The 16,658-nt window shown below is 67.2% G+C and carries 19 protein-coding genes; 11 read left to right on the top strand and 8 right to left on the bottom strand.

Annotation, left to right across the window (positions count from 1 at the left end; translation table 11 throughout):
* The 11 genes from C5F46_RS12420 to rpoN all read left to right on the top strand — a co-directional run.
* Positions 1-196: nitrogen fixation protein NifQ (locus C5F46_RS12420; RefSeq protein WP_181317751.1), on the top strand; the 196-nt coding region annotated here is incomplete at its 5' end.
* A 158-nt stretch (positions 197-354) separates the two neighbouring features.
* A complete protein-coding gene (locus tag C5F46_RS12415) occupies positions 355-675 on the top strand; it encodes a HesB/IscA family protein (protein ID WP_107325660.1) in 321 nt (106 codons plus the stop codon).
* 11 nt (positions 676-686) lie between these two features.
* A complete protein-coding gene (locus tag C5F46_RS12410; RefSeq protein ID WP_107325659.1) occupies positions 687-1,415 on the top strand; it encodes an iron-sulfur cluster assembly scaffold protein in 729 nt (242 codons plus the stop codon).
* 10 nt (positions 1,416-1,425) lie between these two features.
* Entirely contained in the window at positions 1,426-2,604 is a 1,179-nt protein-coding gene (nifS, locus tag C5F46_RS12405) for a cysteine desulfurase NifS (protein ID WP_107325658.1), read from the top strand.
* The gene (gene nifV, locus C5F46_RS12400; RefSeq protein ID WP_107325657.1) at positions 2,601-3,740 is read left to right on the top strand and encodes a homocitrate synthase; all 1,140 of its coding nucleotides are present in this window, start codon (positions 2,601-2,603) and stop codon (positions 3,738-3,740) included. The genes nifS and nifV overlap by 4 nt, the downstream gene beginning before the upstream one ends.
* 20 nt (positions 3,741-3,760) lie before the next feature.
* Positions 3,761-4,096: a nitrogenase stabilizing/protective protein NifW gene (nifW, locus tag C5F46_RS12395; RefSeq protein WP_107325668.1), complete on the top strand. Its 336-nt coding sequence runs from the start codon at positions 3,761-3,763 to the stop codon at positions 4,094-4,096.
* A 21-nt stretch (positions 4,097-4,117) separates the two neighbouring features.
* Positions 4,118-5,017, top strand: a complete 900-nt coding sequence (locus C5F46_RS12390; protein WP_201161451.1) for an electron transfer flavoprotein subunit beta/FixA family protein — start codon at positions 4,118-4,120, stop codon at positions 5,015-5,017.
* Positions 5,018-5,030: 13 nt separating this feature from the next.
* Complete coding sequence (locus C5F46_RS12385; RefSeq protein ID WP_107325656.1) at positions 5,031-6,122, top strand: electron transfer flavoprotein subunit alpha/FixB family protein; 1,092 nt, start codon at positions 5,031-5,033, stop codon at positions 6,120-6,122.
* Between the two features lie 13 nt (positions 6,123-6,135).
* Positions 6,136-7,443 (top strand): FAD-dependent monooxygenase, encoded by a 1,308-nt coding sequence (locus tag C5F46_RS12380; RefSeq protein WP_107325655.1) that lies wholly within the window; start codon positions 6,136-6,138, stop codon positions 7,441-7,443.
* Complete coding sequence (locus tag C5F46_RS12375; RefSeq protein WP_107325654.1) at positions 7,440-7,748, top strand: ferredoxin family protein; 309 nt, start codon at positions 7,440-7,442, stop codon at positions 7,746-7,748. Before C5F46_RS12380 ends, C5F46_RS12375 begins: the two co-directional genes overlap by 4 nt.
* A 125-nt stretch (positions 7,749-7,873) precedes the next feature.
* Positions 7,874-9,169, top strand: coding sequence for an RNA polymerase factor sigma-54 (gene rpoN, locus C5F46_RS12370; protein WP_107325653.1), 1,296 nt, complete (start codon positions 7,874-7,876; stop codon positions 9,167-9,169).
* 10 nt (positions 9,170-9,179) lie between these two features.
* Here rpoN and C5F46_RS12365 read toward each other — a convergent pair whose 3' ends face one another.
* The 8 genes from C5F46_RS12365 to C5F46_RS12330 form a co-directional block, all read right to left on the bottom strand.
* Positions 9,180-10,019, bottom strand: a complete 840-nt coding sequence (locus C5F46_RS12365; RefSeq protein ID WP_107325652.1) for an SIR2 family NAD-dependent protein deacylase — start codon at positions 10,017-10,019, stop codon at positions 9,180-9,182.
* 3 nt (positions 10,020-10,022) lie between these two features.
* Positions 10,023-10,238: a putative nitrogen fixation protein NifT gene (gene nifT / locus C5F46_RS12360; RefSeq protein ID WP_107325651.1), complete on the bottom strand. Its 216-nt coding sequence runs from the start codon at positions 10,236-10,238 to the stop codon at positions 10,023-10,025.
* Positions 10,235-10,507 (bottom strand): nitrogen fixation protein NifZ, encoded by a 273-nt coding sequence (locus tag C5F46_RS12355; protein WP_235820167.1) that lies wholly within the window; start codon positions 10,505-10,507, stop codon positions 10,235-10,237. Before C5F46_RS12355 ends, nifT begins: the two co-directional genes overlap by 4 nt.
* Complete coding sequence (locus C5F46_RS12350) at positions 10,494-11,270, bottom strand: 4Fe4S-binding leucine-rich repeat protein (protein WP_107325650.1); 777 nt, start codon at positions 11,268-11,270, stop codon at positions 10,494-10,496. The genes C5F46_RS12355 and C5F46_RS12350 overlap by 14 nt, the downstream gene beginning before the upstream one ends.
* Before the next feature lie 3 nt (positions 11,271-11,273).
* Positions 11,274-11,462, bottom strand: a complete 189-nt coding sequence (locus C5F46_RS12345; protein ID WP_107325649.1) for a 4Fe-4S dicluster domain-containing protein — start codon at positions 11,460-11,462, stop codon at positions 11,274-11,276.
* A 27-nt stretch (positions 11,463-11,489) separates the two neighbouring features.
* A complete protein-coding gene (nifB, locus tag C5F46_RS12340; RefSeq protein WP_107325648.1) occupies positions 11,490-12,980 on the bottom strand; it encodes a nitrogenase cofactor biosynthesis protein NifB in 1,491 nt (496 codons plus the stop codon).
* 186 nt (positions 12,981-13,166) lie between these two features.
* Positions 13,167-14,870: a nif-specific transcriptional activator NifA gene (gene nifA / locus C5F46_RS12335; RefSeq protein ID WP_107325665.1), complete on the bottom strand. Its 1,704-nt coding sequence runs from the start codon at positions 14,868-14,870 to the stop codon at positions 13,167-13,169.
* Between the two features lie 339 nt (positions 14,871-15,209).
* The gene (locus C5F46_RS12330; protein ID WP_107325664.1) at positions 15,210-16,595 is read right to left on the bottom strand and encodes an aspartate aminotransferase family protein; all 1,386 of its coding nucleotides are present in this window, start codon (positions 16,593-16,595) and stop codon (positions 15,210-15,212) included.
* Positions 16,596-16,658: the final 63 nt, after the last annotated feature.

Genomic DNA, 16,658 nt, shown 5'->3' with positions numbered 1-16,658 from the left:
CCTGCCCGACCGTGCCCGCCTGAGCGGCCTGATCGCTCGTGAATTTCCGCGACTGTTTGCCGCCAACCGGCACAACCTGCGCTGGAAGCGGTTTTTCTATCGTCAGATTTGCGCGGGCGGCAGCGGGCTGTGCCCTGCGCCCAACTGCGACGACTGCCCCGAACGGTCGGCCTGCCTCGCCCCTGTGGCCGACTAGGCGCTGTCGCAAAGCCGCCATTGTCGCACATTGCCCCGCGCAATACCCGACACCCCCGATCCCCGCCCCTGCCAACCCCCTGATTTCATGGGCGTCACAGGTTGGCACAGTTCTTGCTTCATCATTCTCAGACGCTTTGGCCCTGACAGGAGAGTCCGATGATCGAGATCACCCCCGCCGCTCGCGCCGCCATCAAGACCGCCATTGACGGTGCAGGCCAGCCCGTGATCGGGCTTCGGCTGATGGTTCAGTCTGGCGGCTGCGCGGGGCTGAAATACGGCATGGCGCTGGAACTGACGCAGGCCCCCGACGATACCGTGATCGAAGCCGGCGACGTGACCGTGCTGGTTGACCCCGCCAGCGGGGCGCATCTGGACGGCGCCACCATCGACTTTGTCAGCAGCGTCGATGGCTCGGGCTTCGTGTTCGACAACCCCAACGCCACCAGCAGCTGCGGCTGCGGCAAATCCTTCTGCTGAGGGGGCGCGAGATGCCGGGATATACCGAACAGGTCCATGACCATTTCTTCAACCCGCGCAACGCAGGCCCGCTGGCCGATGCCAATGCGGTGGGCGAGGCCGGATCGCTGGCCGCTGGCGCCGCGCTGCGGCTGACGCTACGGGTCAACCCCGAGACGCGACAGATCGAGGCGGCCGGGTTTCAGGGCTTTGGCGGCTCGGCCATCGCGGCGGCCTCGGCGCTGACCGAACTGGTCACCGGCAAATCGCTGGACGAGGCGCGCCGACTGACCGGGCAGGATATTGCACAAGCGCTGGGCGGGCTGCCGCCCGAGCGGATGCAGGCACCCGAGATCGGTCGTCAGGCGCTGGGCGCGGCGCTGGCCGCATTCACCGGCGAGCCGGAGCCTGTGGCACCCGCCCTGCCCGCCGCCACCCCGATGCCCGTTTCGCCGCGCCAGACCTTTGTGCCGATCGCGCCGCCGCAGCCTGCCCGCCCCGTCAAACTGCGCGAGGTGCCGCTGGCGCCTGCCGAGGAACTGGCCGAGATCACCCGCATTCTGGACGATATGCGCACCGTCTTCCGCGCCGATGGCGGCGATGTCGAACTGCTGGAATTCGAGGGCAGCCGTGTGCAGGTCCATCTGACCGGCGCGTGCACCGGCTGCCAACTGGCCTCGCTGACGCTGGGTGGCCTGCAAAAGCGCATCGCCGATGCGCTGGGTCGGCCGATCCGCGTCATCCCCGTGCCGAAAAGCTGAGGGCCCGCCGATGACCCCCGTCTATCTGGACAACAACGCCACGACCCGCACCGCCCCCGAGGTGGTCGCCGCGATGCTGCCCTATCTGGCGGAGCATTTCGGCAACCCCGCGTCGATGCACGGGCCGGGCACGGTGGCGGCGCGCGCGCTGATCGCCGCGCGGGCGGCGGTGCGCGGGCTGCTGGGCGCGGCCCATGACGACGAGATCATCTTTACCTCGGGCGGCACCGAGGCCAACACCACCGCCATTCAGGCCGCCCTGGCCGCCACCCCCGACCGGCGCGAGATCGTCACCTCTGCCGTCGAACATCCTTCGGTGCTGTCGGTCTGCGGCTGGCTGGAACAGAACGCCGGGGTGCGGGTGCACCGGATCGGGGTTGATCCCGAAGGGCGGCTCGACCTTGACGCCTACCGCGCCGCGCTGGGGCAACAGACGGCGCTGGTGTCGCTGATGTGGGCCAATAACGAAACCGGCACCGTCTTTCCGATCGAGGGGCTGGCAGAAATCGCCCACAAGGCGGGCGCATTGTTTCACACTGATGCGGTGCAGGCTGCGGGCAAGGTTGCGCTGAAGCTGGATGCCGCGGGCGTCGATCTGGCCTCGGTCAGCGCGCACAAACTGCACGGCCCCAAGGGCGTGGGGGCGCTGTATCTGCGCCGTGGCACGCGCTTTGCGCCGCTGCTGCGGGGCGGCCATCAGGAACGCGGACGCCGTGCGGGCACCCAGAACGTGCCCGCCATCGCAGGCTTTGGCCGCGCCGCAGAACTTGCCACCGGCTGCGATCTGCGCCCCGTCGCCGCGCTGCGCGACCGGCTGGAGCGCGGCCTGCTGAAGCGGATCGGTCAGGTCCGGGTGCTGGGCGATCTGCGCGACCGGCTGCCCAACACCTCGGCGCTGGCCTTTGATTTCGTCGAGGGCGAGGCGATCCTGATGATGCTCGACCGCGCCGGGATCGCGGCCTCCTCCGGCTCGGCCTGCGCCTCGGGCGCGATGGAACCCAACCATGTGCTGCGCGCGATGCAGGTGCCCTTTACCGCCGCGCATGGCGCGATCCGGTTTTCGCTGGGCCGTGAGACGACCGAAGTTGAGGTGGACCGCGTGCTGGAGGTTCTGCCCCCCATCATCGAACGGCTGCGCGCGCTGTCGCCCTTTGGCGCCGGGCAAACCCTTGCGGAGGGCGCGCAATGAAACAGCCAGCCTGCGGCCCGGTCGTTTTGTGCGACACCACGCTGCGCGATGGCGAACAGACCGCGGGCGTGGCCTTTAGCCTGGCCGAAAAGCGCGCCATCGCGCGGGCGCTGGAGGGCGCCGGTCTGGCCGAAATCGAACTGGGCGTGGCCGCAATGGGCCCGACCGAGATTGCCGAGATACGCAGCCTTGCCGCCGATCTGCGCCACGCCGCACCGGTCGTCTGGTGCCGCCTGCGGCCCGAGGATTTCGAGGCCGCCGCGGCCTGCGGTGTGCGCCGACTGCATGTGGCGGCACCGGCGTCGAACCGGCAGATGGCGGGCAAACTGCGCGTCGGCGCCGACTGGGTGCGGCGCGAACTGGCCGCCTGGGTGGGGCGCGCGACGCAGGCGGGCTTTGCCGTCTCGGTTGGCGCCGAAGACGCCTCGCGCGCCGATCCGGCGTTTCTGGCCGATCTGGCAGGGGTTGCGGCACGGGCCGGGGCGATCCGGTTCCGGCTGGCCGATACGCTGGGCATCCTTGACCCGTTTGGCGCGCATGATCTGGTGGCGGGGCTGCTGCCACGGCTGGCGCTGCCGCTGGAGTTTCACGCCCATAACGATTTCGGGATGGCCACCGCCAACACGCTGGCCGCCGCCCGTGCGGGCGCCAGCCATCTGTCAGTCACTGTCAACGGTCTGGGCGAACGCGCGGGCAATGCCGCGCTGGAAGAGGTTGCAGCGGTGATGGCCGCGCTGGGGCGGCCCACCGGCATCGCGCTGGATCAGTTGTGCGCGCTGTCGGATCTGGTTGCGCGGGCCTCGGGTCGGCCGGTGCCGGTGGCCAAGCCGATCGTCGGCGATGCGGTCTTTACCCACGAGGCGGGGATTCATGTCGATGGCCTGCTGAAAGATCGCGCCACCTATGAAAGCGCGGCGCTGCCGCCGGAACGGTTTGGCCGCGCGCACCGGCTGGTGGCGGGCAAGCATTCCGGGCTGGCCGGGCTCTCGCGCGCGCTGGCAGAGGCCGGGCTGCCCCATGACGAGGCCACGTTGCGCACGCTGCTGCCTGCGCTGCGCGACTGGGCCACGCGTGAAAAACGCTGGGCCGGGCCCGGCGATCTGGCCGGGCTGATGGCCGCGCTGGCGCAACGATGACCGACAAACAGGAGAGACCGATGACCCCCCGCCCCGCCCTCTTGAGCCAGATCACCGCCGCCGCCTCGGCCGAGGACATGTTCGCGTTGCTGGACCTGCCTTTCCGCCCCGAGGTTCTGAACGTCGCGCGGCTGCATGTTCTCAAACGCTTTGGCGAATACCTGGCCCGCACCGAGATGGACGGGCTGTCTGATCAGGCCGTGTTCCTGATCGCCCGCGAGGCGCTGGCACATGCCCATCAGGATTTCGAAACCAGCACTCCGCTTGAACAGAAGGTGTTCAAGGTGCTGGCCAATGCCCGCCCGCAACGCCCCGCCTTCGTGCCGCTGGCGGGCCTGCGTCTTGCTGCTGACTGAATGACTGCGAAAGGAACCGCCATGGACGAGCCGATCATCGAGGCGCTGGAGCCCCCGAAACCCGCACCAACGGGCCTGAACATCGTCGTCTGCATCAAGCAGGTGCCGGATTCGGCACAGATCCGGGTGCATCCGGTGACCAACACGATCATGCGCCAGGGCGTGCCCACGATCATCAACCCCTATGACCTGTTCGCGCTGGAAGAGGCGCTGCGCCTGCGCGACGAATACGGTGGGCAGGTCACGGTGCTGTCGATGGGGCCGCCGATGGCCGAAGATGCACTGCGCCGGGCGCTTGGGCTGGGCGCCGACAAGGCGGTGCTGATCACCGACCGCCGCTTTGCCGGGTCAGACACGCTGGCCACCTCGTTTGCGCTGACCGCCGCACTGACCACGCTGGCCGAGGAACGGCCCATCGACATCGTCTTTACCGGCAAGCAGACCATTGACGGCGATACCGCGCAGGTCGGCCCCGGCATCGCCCGGCGGATGGGGCTGAACCAGCTGACCTATGTCTCGGCCATCGACAGCCTTGATCTGGCCGCGCAGGGCATCGTGGTGCGGCGCCGCTCCGAAGGGGGCGTGCAGGTGCTGCGGTCGAAACTGCCCTGCCTGATCACCATGCTGGAAGACACAAACACGATCCGCCGTGGCACGGTCCAAGACCTGCTGCGCGCGGCGCGCGCCGATGTCACCGTCTGGTCGGCCGAACAGGCAGGCGTCGAAGACCCGATGAAATGTGGCCTGCGCGGCTCACCCACGGTGGTCAAGCGCGTCTTCGCCCCGTCCCCCCGCGCCGAAAAGGCCGAGATGGTGACGGTCGAGGGCAAGACCCCCGCCCAGATCGGCGATGCGCTGATCGACCTGCTGTTCGCCCGTGATCCGAAACTTGAGGCGGTCGTGACCGCCGCCGCCCGCTGAAAGGAGGCTTTCCATGGCCGAGACCCCGCAAGCCCAACCCGCCGGCCGCGCCGGACTGCGCAAGGAACTGCCTGAAAGGTTCCGCGACTACAAGCACGTCTGGGTGCTGGTGGAAATCGAACGGGGCAAGGTGCACCCGGTTTCATGGGAGCTGATGGGCGAGGGCCGCAAGCTGGCCGACAAGCTGGGCTGCCAGTTGGCGGGCGTGGTGATCGGCCCCAAGGCCGAAACCACCAAGACCGCGATCCGGCAGACCTACCACTATGGCGCCGACGTCTGCTATATCGTTGAGGACGAGGCGCTGACCGACTATCGCAACGAACCCTACACGCAGGTTCTGACCGACCTCGTGAACAAGTATAAGCCGGAAATCCTGCTGCTGGGGGCCACGCCCTTGGGCCGCGATCTGGCCGGGTCGGTGGCGACCACGTTGCAAACCGGCCTGACGGCCGATGCGACCGAACTCGCGATTGACGACGACATGTGCCTGGGCGCCACGCGGCCGACCTTTGGCGGCACGCTGTTGTGCACCATCTACACCCTGAACCACCGCCCCCAGATGGCCACCGTGCGCCCGCGCGTGATGGCGATGCCGGAACCCGACACCAAGCGTTCGGGCCGGATGATCTGGGACAATCTGCGGATGAAGGAAGACGACATCATCACCAAGGTGCTGGAATTCGTCTCTGACAACACCAGCAAAGAGGCCAATCTGGCCTATGCCGATATCGTGGTGGCGGGCGGCATGGGGCTGAAGAATGAGGCCAACCTTGCGCTGGTGCGCAACCTTGCGCGCACGCTGGGCGGCGACTGGGGCTGTTCGCGCCCGGTGGTGCAGAAAGGCTGGGCCCCGGCCGAGCGCCAGATCGGCCAGACCGGCAACACGATCCGTCCGCGGCTGTATATCGCGGCGGGCATTTCCGGCGCGATCCAGCATCGGGTCGGGGTCGAGGGCGCCGATCTGATCGTGGCGATCAACACCGACCCCAACGCCAAGATCTTCGAATTCGCCCATCTGGGCGTGGTGGCCGATGCGCTGACGGTTCTACCGGCGTTGACCGATGCCTTTGCCCGCCGCCTCGGCGCGCGCGCCTTGGCCAGCTAAGGAGGAAGGTGCGATGACAGACCATTTCGACGCCATCGTGGTGGGGGCCGGGCCTTCGGGCAATGCTGCCGCCTATGTCATGGCCAAGGCCGGGCTTTCGGTGCTGCAAATCGACCGCGGCGAATACCCCGGATCAAAAAACGTGCAGGGCGCGATTCTCTATTCCGACGCACTGGAACGCATCATCCCCGATTTCCGCGACAGCGCACCGCTGGAACGGCATGTGGTGGAGCAGCGGTTCTGGATGCTGTCCGAGAAATCGCACACCGGCGCGCAATACCGCAGCGATGACTTCAACGAGGAAAAGCCCAACCGCTACACGATCCTGCGGGCGCAGTTCGACAAGTGGTTTTCCAAGCAGGTGCGCGCGGCGGGTGCCATTCTGATCACCGAAACCACGGTGAAGGATCTGGTCAAGAACGACGCGGGCAAGGTGATCGGCGTGCTGACCGACCGCGAAGGCGGGCCGATCTTTGCCGATGTCGTGGTGCTGGCCGAGGGCGTGAACGGCGTGGTGGGCCAGCGCGCGGGCCTGCGGCCCGAGATCAAGCCCAACCATGTCGCCCTTGCGGTGAAGGAAACCCATTTCCTGCCCGAAGAAACCATCCGCGAACGCTTTAACCTTGCAGGCGAGGAAGACGGGGTGGTGATCGAGGTGATCGGCTCGGTCTCCTCCGGCATGGTGGGAACGGGGTTCTTGTATACCAACAAGGAATCCATTTCGATCGGGGTGGGCTGCATCCTGTCGGATTTCGCCCAGACGCGGGTTCCGCCCTATGAACTGCTCGACCGTTTCAAGCGGCACCCCTCGGTCGCGCCGCTGCTGAAGGGGGCCGAGATGAAGGAATATGTCGCCCACCTGATCCCTGAGGGCGGCTATGACGCGATCCCCACGCTGACCGGTGATGGCTGGCTGATCGTGGGCGATGCGGGGCAGTTCGTGAACGCGGTGCACCGCGAAGGCTCCAACCTGGCGATGACCTCGGGGCGGCTGGCGGCCGAAAGCCTCATTCAACTGAAGGCCGAGGGCAAGCCCGTCACCAACGAAAACCTCAAGCTGTATCGTGACAAGCTGGCCGACAGCTTTGTCATGAAAGACCTCAAGAAATACCGCAAGGTGCCGCATCTGCTGGAACGCAACCGGCAACTGCTGACCACCTACCCCAGCGCACTGAACCGGGCCTTCCAGTCGTTCCTGCGGGTGGATGGCGTGGACAAGCGCACCAAGGAAGCCGAGGCGCTGCGCGATCTGAAAAAGGCCCGCGGCGGATGGCTGCGGATGGCAAGCGATCTGTTCAAAGTGGCGAGGGCCTGGAGATGACCGACAAGAAAGACAAACCCGCCCCCAAGATGGAAGAGCGGCTTTACCAAAACCGCTATCAGGTCGATGAGGGCCGGTCGCATGTGCAAATTCACCAGCAAAACAAAGGTGACAGCCCCGAGTTGCAGGCGATGACCGACCTGTGCCCCGCAGGCTGCTACCGCCTGAACGAGGCGGGGCGCGTCGAGGTCGTGGCCGATGGCTGCATGGAATGCGGCTCCTGCCGGATCGTCTGCCAATCCACCGGCGAGATTGAATGGTCCTACCCGCGCGGCGGCTACGGCATTCTGTTCAAGTTCGGCTGACAAAATGGGCAGGCGCACGGCCCCTGCCGGTCTGGCAGGCAGACCGGCCCGCGTGCCTGCCCCAAAATCCCCCTGCGACATGATCGCCCCACGGTTGCGTCGCGCCCTCGTGTCAGGGTTGACGGATGGAGATGAACCAGGTTTTCCGCCAGACGACCACGCTGGCGATGACACAAAAGATGCAGGCCGCGCTGCGGATTCTGCAGATGAACAATCTCGATCTGGCTGATTATCTGGCCGAACAGGCGCTGGAAAACCCCTGCCTTGATCTGCGCCCGCCGGCGCCGCTGCCCGCCGGCCCGGCCGCAACTGGCCCCGACTGGGACGAGATCGCGGCGCTGGAAGGCGCGCCGGTCAGCCTGTTTGCCCATGTCGCGGATCAGATCGCGCTGGCCTTTGACACGCCCACAGACCGCGCGCTGGCGCTGGCCTTTGCCGAGGCACTGGAACCCTCGGGCTGGCTGTCGGCGTCATCCGAGGCGGTGGCAGATGCCTGCGGCGCGCCCCCAGAGCGCGCGGCAGCGGTGCTGGCGCGGCTGCAACAGTTTGAACCCACAGGAATTTTCGCTCGCAATCTGGCCGAATGCCTACGCCTTCAGGCCGCCGACCGCGGCCTTCTGACCTGGGAGATGGAGACGATCCTTGGTCATCTGGATCTGCTGGCGGCGGGGCGGCTGGCCGATCTGGCCGCACTGTGCGACTGCGAGATCGACGATATCCGCGCCGCTCTGGCGATCATCCGCAGCCTTGACCCGAAACCGGGCGACAGCTTTGCCTCCGACCGGGCGCCGATTTTTCCGCCCGACCTCTGCGCCCGCCGCAAGGCCGGGGTCTGGGAGGTGGAGCTGAACCGCTCCTGCCTGCCGCGGCTGCGGCTGATCGGCGAGACGCTGCCCGAGGTGGCGCACGATCCCGCCGCGCGCGATTATCTGAACCGCTCGCTGTCGCAGGCGCGCTGGCTGGTGCGTGCGATCGAGCGGCGGCAGGTCACGCTGCTGCGCACCGCGGCCTGTCTGGTGCGCCATCAGGCGGCGTTTCTGGATCACGGGGCCCGCCACCTGCGGCCCCTGTCGATGGAAGATGTGGCGGCAGAACTGAACCTGCATCCTTCGACGATCAGCCGCGCCACCGCCGCCCGCCTGATCGAAACCCCGCGCGGCACGGTGCCCTTGAAGGCGTTTTTCAGCCGCACCGTGGCGGCGGATGCCGGCGAAGGCCAGTCGCAGGATGCGGTGATCGCGCTGGTGGGCGAGATCGTGGCCGCCGAAGACCGCGCCAACCCGCTCAGCGATGCGGCGATCGTCAAGCTGGCGACCGAGGCCGGGGTGACGCTGGCCCGCCGAACCGTCACGAAATACCGGGAATCGTTGGGGATTCCCTCGTCCTATGACCGTAAACGGCGGGCCGAGCTGGCGCGCTAGCCGCGCCCCCTCAGGCCGCGGCCTCCGCCAGTTGTGCCACAACGGCCGACAACGGCAGATCAAGCCGGGTGATGCCCAGTTCTTCCAGAAACAGCCCTTCCATCCGCGTCAGCGGCCCCTCGATCACCGCCACATGACCCCCGCCCGAGCGTTTGGTGATCTGGCGGGCAAAGGTGCGCAACATCTGATCGTCAAACCGGCAGCCCAGAAACAGGAACCCGCGCCCGCCGCGCCGGGCCTGCACCGCATCGGGGATCGGGGACTGGATGTCGATTTCGGTCAGAACCTCGACATAGTCGGAATCCGACATCAGGAACGAGGTGCCCTCGGCTGCCAGACCATGCGGCTTGTAGATCAGGCTGGGCCAGGCCGGGTCAGCACCGCCGGGGCGCAGGGCGCTGGTGGCATCATAGCTGCGAAACCAGATTTCATCCCATTCGCCATTGCGGCTGACACCCTGAACCCAGCCCCAGTCTGCCGACCCGCCCGCCGCCCGGTAGGCCGCGATCAGACCGCCGTCATACCAGACATCCACCACCATCGGCGGGCGCAGCCGCGCCAGCCAGTCAAACACCGGGTTCGGGCCTGCGGGGGCGGCAAAGGCCTGACGCACGATCTTTTCCAGTGTCGCCCGGAAGCGGCGGCTTTCGACATATTGCGCCACCGCCCACAGGTTGCCTGCGGCCCGTTTGGGCGGGCGCACCTGCGCCTCGATCAGGGCGCACAGCGCCTCGGGCGAGGCTGGCCCGCCGCCTGCCCCCAGCGCCGAAACCGCAGGCCCCAGATAGGGAACCAGCCGCCCGGCGGCCACCTCAGCCAGCGCCGCGCGCAGGCGTGCTGCATCTTCCACCGCTCAGCCCTCCGCTTCGGGGTGTTTGCGCGCCTCGACGGTGATCGGCAGCTTGGGAGGCGTGTCAAAGGCGGGCAGGTCCAGCACCCAGCCATTCGACAGCCGCGCCCAGCCGCCCCAGATCGCCGGGGTTTCGGTTTCCACGATCATCTCTTCAAGGTCTTTCTTGGCCACATAAGCCTCAAGCCCTTTCGGGGTCTGACGGATCATCACCTTCATTGCACGCCCTCCGGTTCGGTCAGTTCGCGCGCCCGCATCCCGACCACAGTGCCACGGTCGATGAAATCGACCGCATAGATGTAGAATTGTTGCAGATAGGTGCCGATGTCGCGGACATAGCCCACATCCCCTTTGCGCACGACAATCTCGCCGATCTCGACCCCCCACATGGTGCCGTCGTTGCGGATCGTCAGGCGCGAGCGGACCTTGTCGCCGGGCATATAGACCGGCGGCGCATAAATCTCGATCGGTTGGTCATCGGGTGACATCATCGGCATCCTTTCGGGTTGCAAGCGCGGCCAGCCGCTGCGCGGCGGCCTCGCGGATCAGGGGTTCAGGGTCAGCTTGCAGCGCACGCGCCAGATCAGCCGGGGCGCGCTCGGCCACTGCGTGCCGCACGCGGATATCGACGTCGCGGGCAAAGCCCGGCAAACCCTCGGGCACGATCCGCCGCGCGGCGGCGCGACGCACCAGCGGCTCGGGGTCGGGCAAAAAGCGGGCCAACGCCTCGGGCGCGATCCGCTCGGCCACCAGCTTGCGGATTCCGGGGTCGGGGTCGTGCATCAACAGCGCCAACACCCCCGGATCGGCCCGGCCCGCGGCCACAAGGCGCACATAGGGGTCGGCATCGGCCAAAATCGGGTGCAGATCGCCCGGCGGCAGCCGGTGCGCCACCGCGACCCGCACCGCACGGTCCGGGTCGCGCATCAGCCGCCGCGCCGCCGCCGCAGGCAGCCGCAGCACCGCAACCGCACGCACCGCAGGATCGGCGTCTTCCAGCAGCGGCGGCAGCCGGAACAGCGTGGCGGTGCGGGCAGCCTGCGCGCGCACCTCGAAATGCGGATGGGTCAGGCAGTCATCCGCCAGATCAGGATTGAGCAGAAAGAACCGTTCGATGCGTTTGAAATAGCGGTCCTGCACGCAGGCCCAGCCTTGTCCGCAGGCACCCGCCGCAAGGCGGGCGTGAAACCGGCAGTCGGCGCAGGCGATTGCCGCGCCCTGCCAGTCCAGCGGGGCCGGGCCTTCGGGCATGGATCAAGCCGGGATGCAGGTTTTCGGCACCGGGCAGACGGCGGCGCATTTGGGCGCATCGCCATCGCATTCGGTGCATTTCGCAGCGTCGATCACATAGGTATCGTTCTTGAACCGGATCGCGGCATTGGGGCATTCGAATTCGCAGGCACCGCAAACGGTGCAGGACGAAGTGACGATCTTGTAGGCCATGGCTAACTCCTGTTGGCTTTGGAAAGGTCAGGCGGTAAGGGCACCGCTTTGGGGGTTGCGGGTGGCATAAACAGCCGAAATGGCGGCTTCGATGTAGTCTTCGGCGTGGGCGTCGATCACCTCGATGCCGGCGCTGGCCAGCCGCGCGCGTGGCGCCTCGCCAATGCGCGAACACAGCACCACCGGCACACCTTCCAGCGTGCGGATGATCTCGGCCAAGCGGTCGTCTTCGCCGTGGCCGTCCAGGCAATAGTTGTCGGCACGGCGGTGGGTGACAAAGCGCACCCCGGCGGTATCGACCTGATAGACCTGAAACTCGGTCGCATGGCCGAAATGCTGGTTGATCCGGCCACCGCCGCGGGTGGCCACCGCCACCAGCATCGGCGGTGCGGCAGGCTGCAGGGCGGCGGGCAGCAGGGCAGCGGCGGCGGCGCTTGCCTCGCGCCGATCTTCGCGTTCGCGCGCGACCCAGGCGCGCCAGGCGGCGCGCGCCTCGGGGGCGTCCTCGACCGTCTCGGGCAGCTTGTCCAGCGTGAACTCCTGCCCGCGGTCCTCACCCAGCATGCCCACCGCATCGGCGCGGCACTGGCGGCAATGGCGCATCAGGTTGGCACCGCCCGCGCAAGCCTCCTGCACCGCCTGAAGCTCGGCCGCGGTCGGCCCGCGCTGGCCGGTCAGGCCGAAATGCGTGCCATGCGCCGGGTCCGAGATCAGCGGCATGATGTTGTGCAGAAAGGCGCCCCTGGCCTTGACCACCTTGTTCAGTTCGATCATGCCCGCATCGTTGATGCCAGGGATCAGGACCGAATTGACCTTGACCAGAATCCCGCGCGCCACCAGCAGATCAAGGCTTTGCATCTGCCGCTCGATCAGGATGCGCGAAGCCTCGACCCCGGTCAGGCGCGCGCCGCGGAAATAGATCCACGGATAGATCTGCGCGCCCACCTCGGGGTCCAGCGTGTTGATGGTGATGGTGACATGGTCCACCCGCATCGCCACCAGTTCCTCGACATGGTCGGGCAGCGCCAGCCCGTTCGACGACAGGCACAGCTTGATGTCAGGCAGGCGCGCCTGCACCAGATCAAAGGTGGCCTTGGTTCGTTTCCAGTCGAAGGCCGCATCGCCCGGCCCGGCGATACCCAGCACCGACAGTTGCGGCACCGCCGCCGCCACCGCCAGCACCTTGCGCGCTGCCTGATCGGGCGTGAGCCGTTCCGACACCACGCCGGGGCGGCTTTCGTTGGAACAGTCGTATTTGCGGTTGCAGTAGTTGCACTGGATGTTGCAGGCGGGCGCCACCGCCACATGCATCCGGGCAAAATAGTGATGCGCCTCTTCGGAATAGCAGGGGTGATCCTTGACCTTGGCCCAGGTGGCCGGATCCATGTCGGCCGGGCCCGCGGTTGACCCGCAACCGGACGACGCGCAGCCCCCCGCAGAACCCGCGCCCAGCGCCTTGCCCAAATCATCGCGCGACGCAACCTGCAGCCCGCCCAGTGAGATGATGTTGCCCGCCATGTCCGGCCCTTTCCTCTGATCGCTGGAAAGACAGAAGCAAGAAGCGTGCCAACCGCCGGATGTCGTAAAGCAAGGGGTTTTGGGGCAAGTTTCGCGGCCCGAGGGTCGCAAAGCCGACAAAGCGGGGGGCGGTGTCGGAAACCCGCCCCCGCCGCGTGTGGGCAGGGGGCGGCTCAACCGTTGAGATCAGAATTTTTCAACCTGGATGTTGTGCTTTTTCAACGCATAACCGATCTGGCGCGGGGTCATGCCCAGCAGACGCGCCGCCTTGGCCTGCACCCAGCCCGCGCGCTCCATCGCATCGACCAGGGCCGCGCGCTCGTCGCCGGGCGCGGCGGCGGGGCGGACCGGGGCGGGGGCCGCGGCAACCGGCGCCGCCGGAGCCACCATCGGTTCGGGCACCGGATCGGGGCGCCGCCCCAGAACCGGCAACGACAGCGGCGAGGCGCCAAGCCCCCCCACCGGCGACCCCTCGCCGGTTTGCAGCCGCCACAGATCAGCCGACAGGCACTGCGCGTTGCAGGCCAGATCGTCGGGGCCGATCACCGTGCCCGAAGACAACGCCGCCACACGCGAAACGCAGTTTTCCAGCTCGCGCACGTTGCCGGGGAAGTTGCAGGCGCTCAGTTGCGCAAGCGCCGCATCCGAGATGCGCTTGTCCATGCCGTTGCGCTTGTTGAACCGCTCCAGAAAGCCCGTCGCCAGCGCCCGGATATCATCGCGCCGTTCGCGCAGCGGCGGCAGCATGATCGGCACCACGCAGATGCGGAAATACAGGTCAGCCCGGAAGGCGCCGCTGGCCACCGCACGTTCCAGATCGCGGTTGGTCGCGGTGACAAGCCGCACATCCACCCGCAAGGTTTTCGAGCCGCCGACGCGCTCGAATTCGCCCTCTTGCAGGATGCGCAGCAGTTTGGCCTGAAACTCGGGGCTGATCTCGCCGATTTCGTCCAGAAACAGGGTGCCGGTATCGGCCAGTTCGAACCGACCCTTTTTCTGCGCCAGCGCGCCGGTGAAGGCGCCCTTTTCGTGGCCGAACAGTTCCGATTCCAGCAGGCTGGCCGACAGCGCGGCGCAATTGACCTTGACAAAGGGGCGCGCGCGGCGGTCCGACAGCGAATGGATGGCGCGGGCAAACAATTCCTTGCCGGTGCCGCTTTCGCCGCGCAGCAGGATCGGCGCCTGCGTCGGTGCCACCTTGCGGATCTGGGCGATCACCTTGCGGATCGCGGGGCTGTCGCCGATGATGTCGGCGATCGGTTCGGGCTGGGCATTGGCCTCGGCCGGGGCCAGAATGACGGCGTCGGCAGCGGCATGGATGGCTGCGCGGGCCTCTTGCATCAGGCGGTCGCGGTCGCGCGCGACAAGGCGGCGAAAGCGGATGGATTGTTCCAGGATCGCGGCGATCATCTGCATCACGCGCAGGTCGGTATCCAGAAACCGCGCCGCGCCGCCAGTCAGATCGCGATAGGCGCACAACACCCCCAGCACAAAGGGCGAATGCGCCTGATCGCGGATCGGCACCGCCAGCAGCGCATAGTTTTCATGCCGGGCGCCGGGCGGCAGCGCGGCCACGCCAAACTCGCCCACCAGATCGCGAGACACCAGCGCCACCCCGCTGCGCAGCACATGGCGCGCCACGGCATGGGGAATGGCCCGGCAATTCATGGGGTTGTTGGTGGTTCCCGCGGCGGTTGCCGCGACCACATAGGGGTTGACCGCGGCCGCATTGGCGCCCTTGTCGCTGGCGGTGCCGCCGTCTTGCAGCAGCGCCAGCGCCCCCAGCCGCAGCCCCATGAACGACGACAGCACCCCCAGCACCGAAGGCATCGCTGCAATCGGATCGCCCGCGCCGGTCAGAATCTTGGCCGCCTCGCACAGGGCGTCCATGGGAAACACCTCATCCGCGCCCAAAGAGGCGGCAGCGGTGGTCGGAATCAGGCGGTCAGCACCCTGCGGCACATTACCCTCACGGTTGAAAATCGGCGCAGGCTCCATGCTTGCGCTGACCGCTGCGGGCTGTCCATGTGCCTTATGCCGCATCGCGGCACCGTGACCGTAAATCGGCAGCCGGCCGCCACCTGGCGGGGCTGTTGTTTTTGTCGCGCTGCAATTTTGTGCAGACTATCTACCCCGCGCGCCATTGCGCACGCGAGATGAAAACCGGCCTTCGAATCAATCGGCCGGGGCGCCAGACCCCGGCCGATGACTTCAAACAGCGCCCGGCGGTCAGCCCACCAGCCCGTCGGCTTTCAGCGCGGTATAGGTTTCATCCAGCGATTTGCGCGCACGCGCGATCAGCACGTCGATGTCCTCGGGGCGGATCACCAGCGGCGGCGAAATGATCATGCGGTCGCCGACATGGCGCATCACCAGATTGTTGGCAAAGCACCGCTCGCGGCAGCGATAGCCTACCGCGCCAGGTTCGGCAAAGGCGGTGCGGCGCGCCTTGTCGGGCGTCAGCGCGACGGAACCCATCAGCCCGACCAGTTGAGCCTCGCCCACCAGCGGGTGATCGGTCAGGGCCTGCCATTTCTCGGCCAGATAGGGGTGGGCCACATCGCGGACGTGATCGACGATCTTTTCATCCTGCAAGATCTGAAGGTTGGCCAGCGCCACGGCGGCGGCGACCGGATGGCCGGAATAGGTGTAACCGTGGTTGAACTCGCCCGAGCCGATCACCTCGGCCACCTCGTCGCAGACGATCGAGCCGCCGATCGGCACATAGCCCGACGACAGCCCCTTGGCGATGGTCATGATATGGGGCCGGATGCCGACGGTCTGGCTGCCGAACCAGTTGCCGGTGCGGCCAAACCCGGTGATAACCTCGTCGGCGATCAGCAGGATTTGGTATTTGTCGCAGATGCGCTGAATCTCGGGCCAGTAGGTGGCGGGCGGCACGATCACCCCACCGGCGCCCTGAATGGGCTCGCCTATAAAGGCCGCGACCTTGTCTTCGCCCAGTTCGAGGATCTTTTCCTCCAACTGGCGGGCGCGGGCCAGGCCAAAGTCTTCGGGCGTCATGTCGCCGCCCTCGGCATACCAGTGCGGCTGGTCGATATGCACGATGCCGGGAATGGGCAGCCCGCCCTGCGCGTGCATCCCCGCCATGCCGCCCAGGCTGGCGCCGCCCATGGTCGAGCCGTGATAGCCGTTCTTGCGGCTGATGATGACGGTCTTTTCCGGCTTGCCCTTCATCGCCCAGTAATGGCGCACCATGCGGATGTTGGTGTCGTTCGCCTCAGACCCGGAGCCGGCAAAGAACACATGGTTCAGGTCGCCCGGCGCCAGTTCGGCAAGCTTGGCCGCCAGTGCGATGGCGGGCACATGGGTGGTCTGGAAAAAGGTGTTGTAATAGGTCAGTTCTTCGATCTGGCGGGCGGCGACGGCGGCCAGATCCTTGCGGCCATAGCCCACGTTCACGCACCACAGCCCCGCCATGGCATCCAGAATTTCCTGCCCCTCGGAATCGGTCAGCCAGACGCCCCTGGCGCGGGTGATGACCCGCGCGCCCTTGGCGGCCAGTTCGGCCCCGGTGGTAAAGGGATGCATGTGATGGGCGGCGTCCAGAGCCTGCAACTCGGCGGTGGGCAGGTGGTTGGTGATCAGGGTCATCGCGGTCTCGCAGGTTTTGCGCGCGCAGGGCGCGCGGGGATGGCCCAGCATAGGCGGGGCATG

Origin of the sequence: Phaeovulum veldkampii DSM 11550, from assembly GCF_003034995.1 — a bacterium.
Taxonomy (GTDB): domain Bacteria; phylum Pseudomonadota; class Alphaproteobacteria; order Rhodobacterales; family Rhodobacteraceae; genus Phaeovulum; species Phaeovulum veldkampii.
This window is presented reverse-complemented; position numbering and strand designations above follow the sequence as displayed.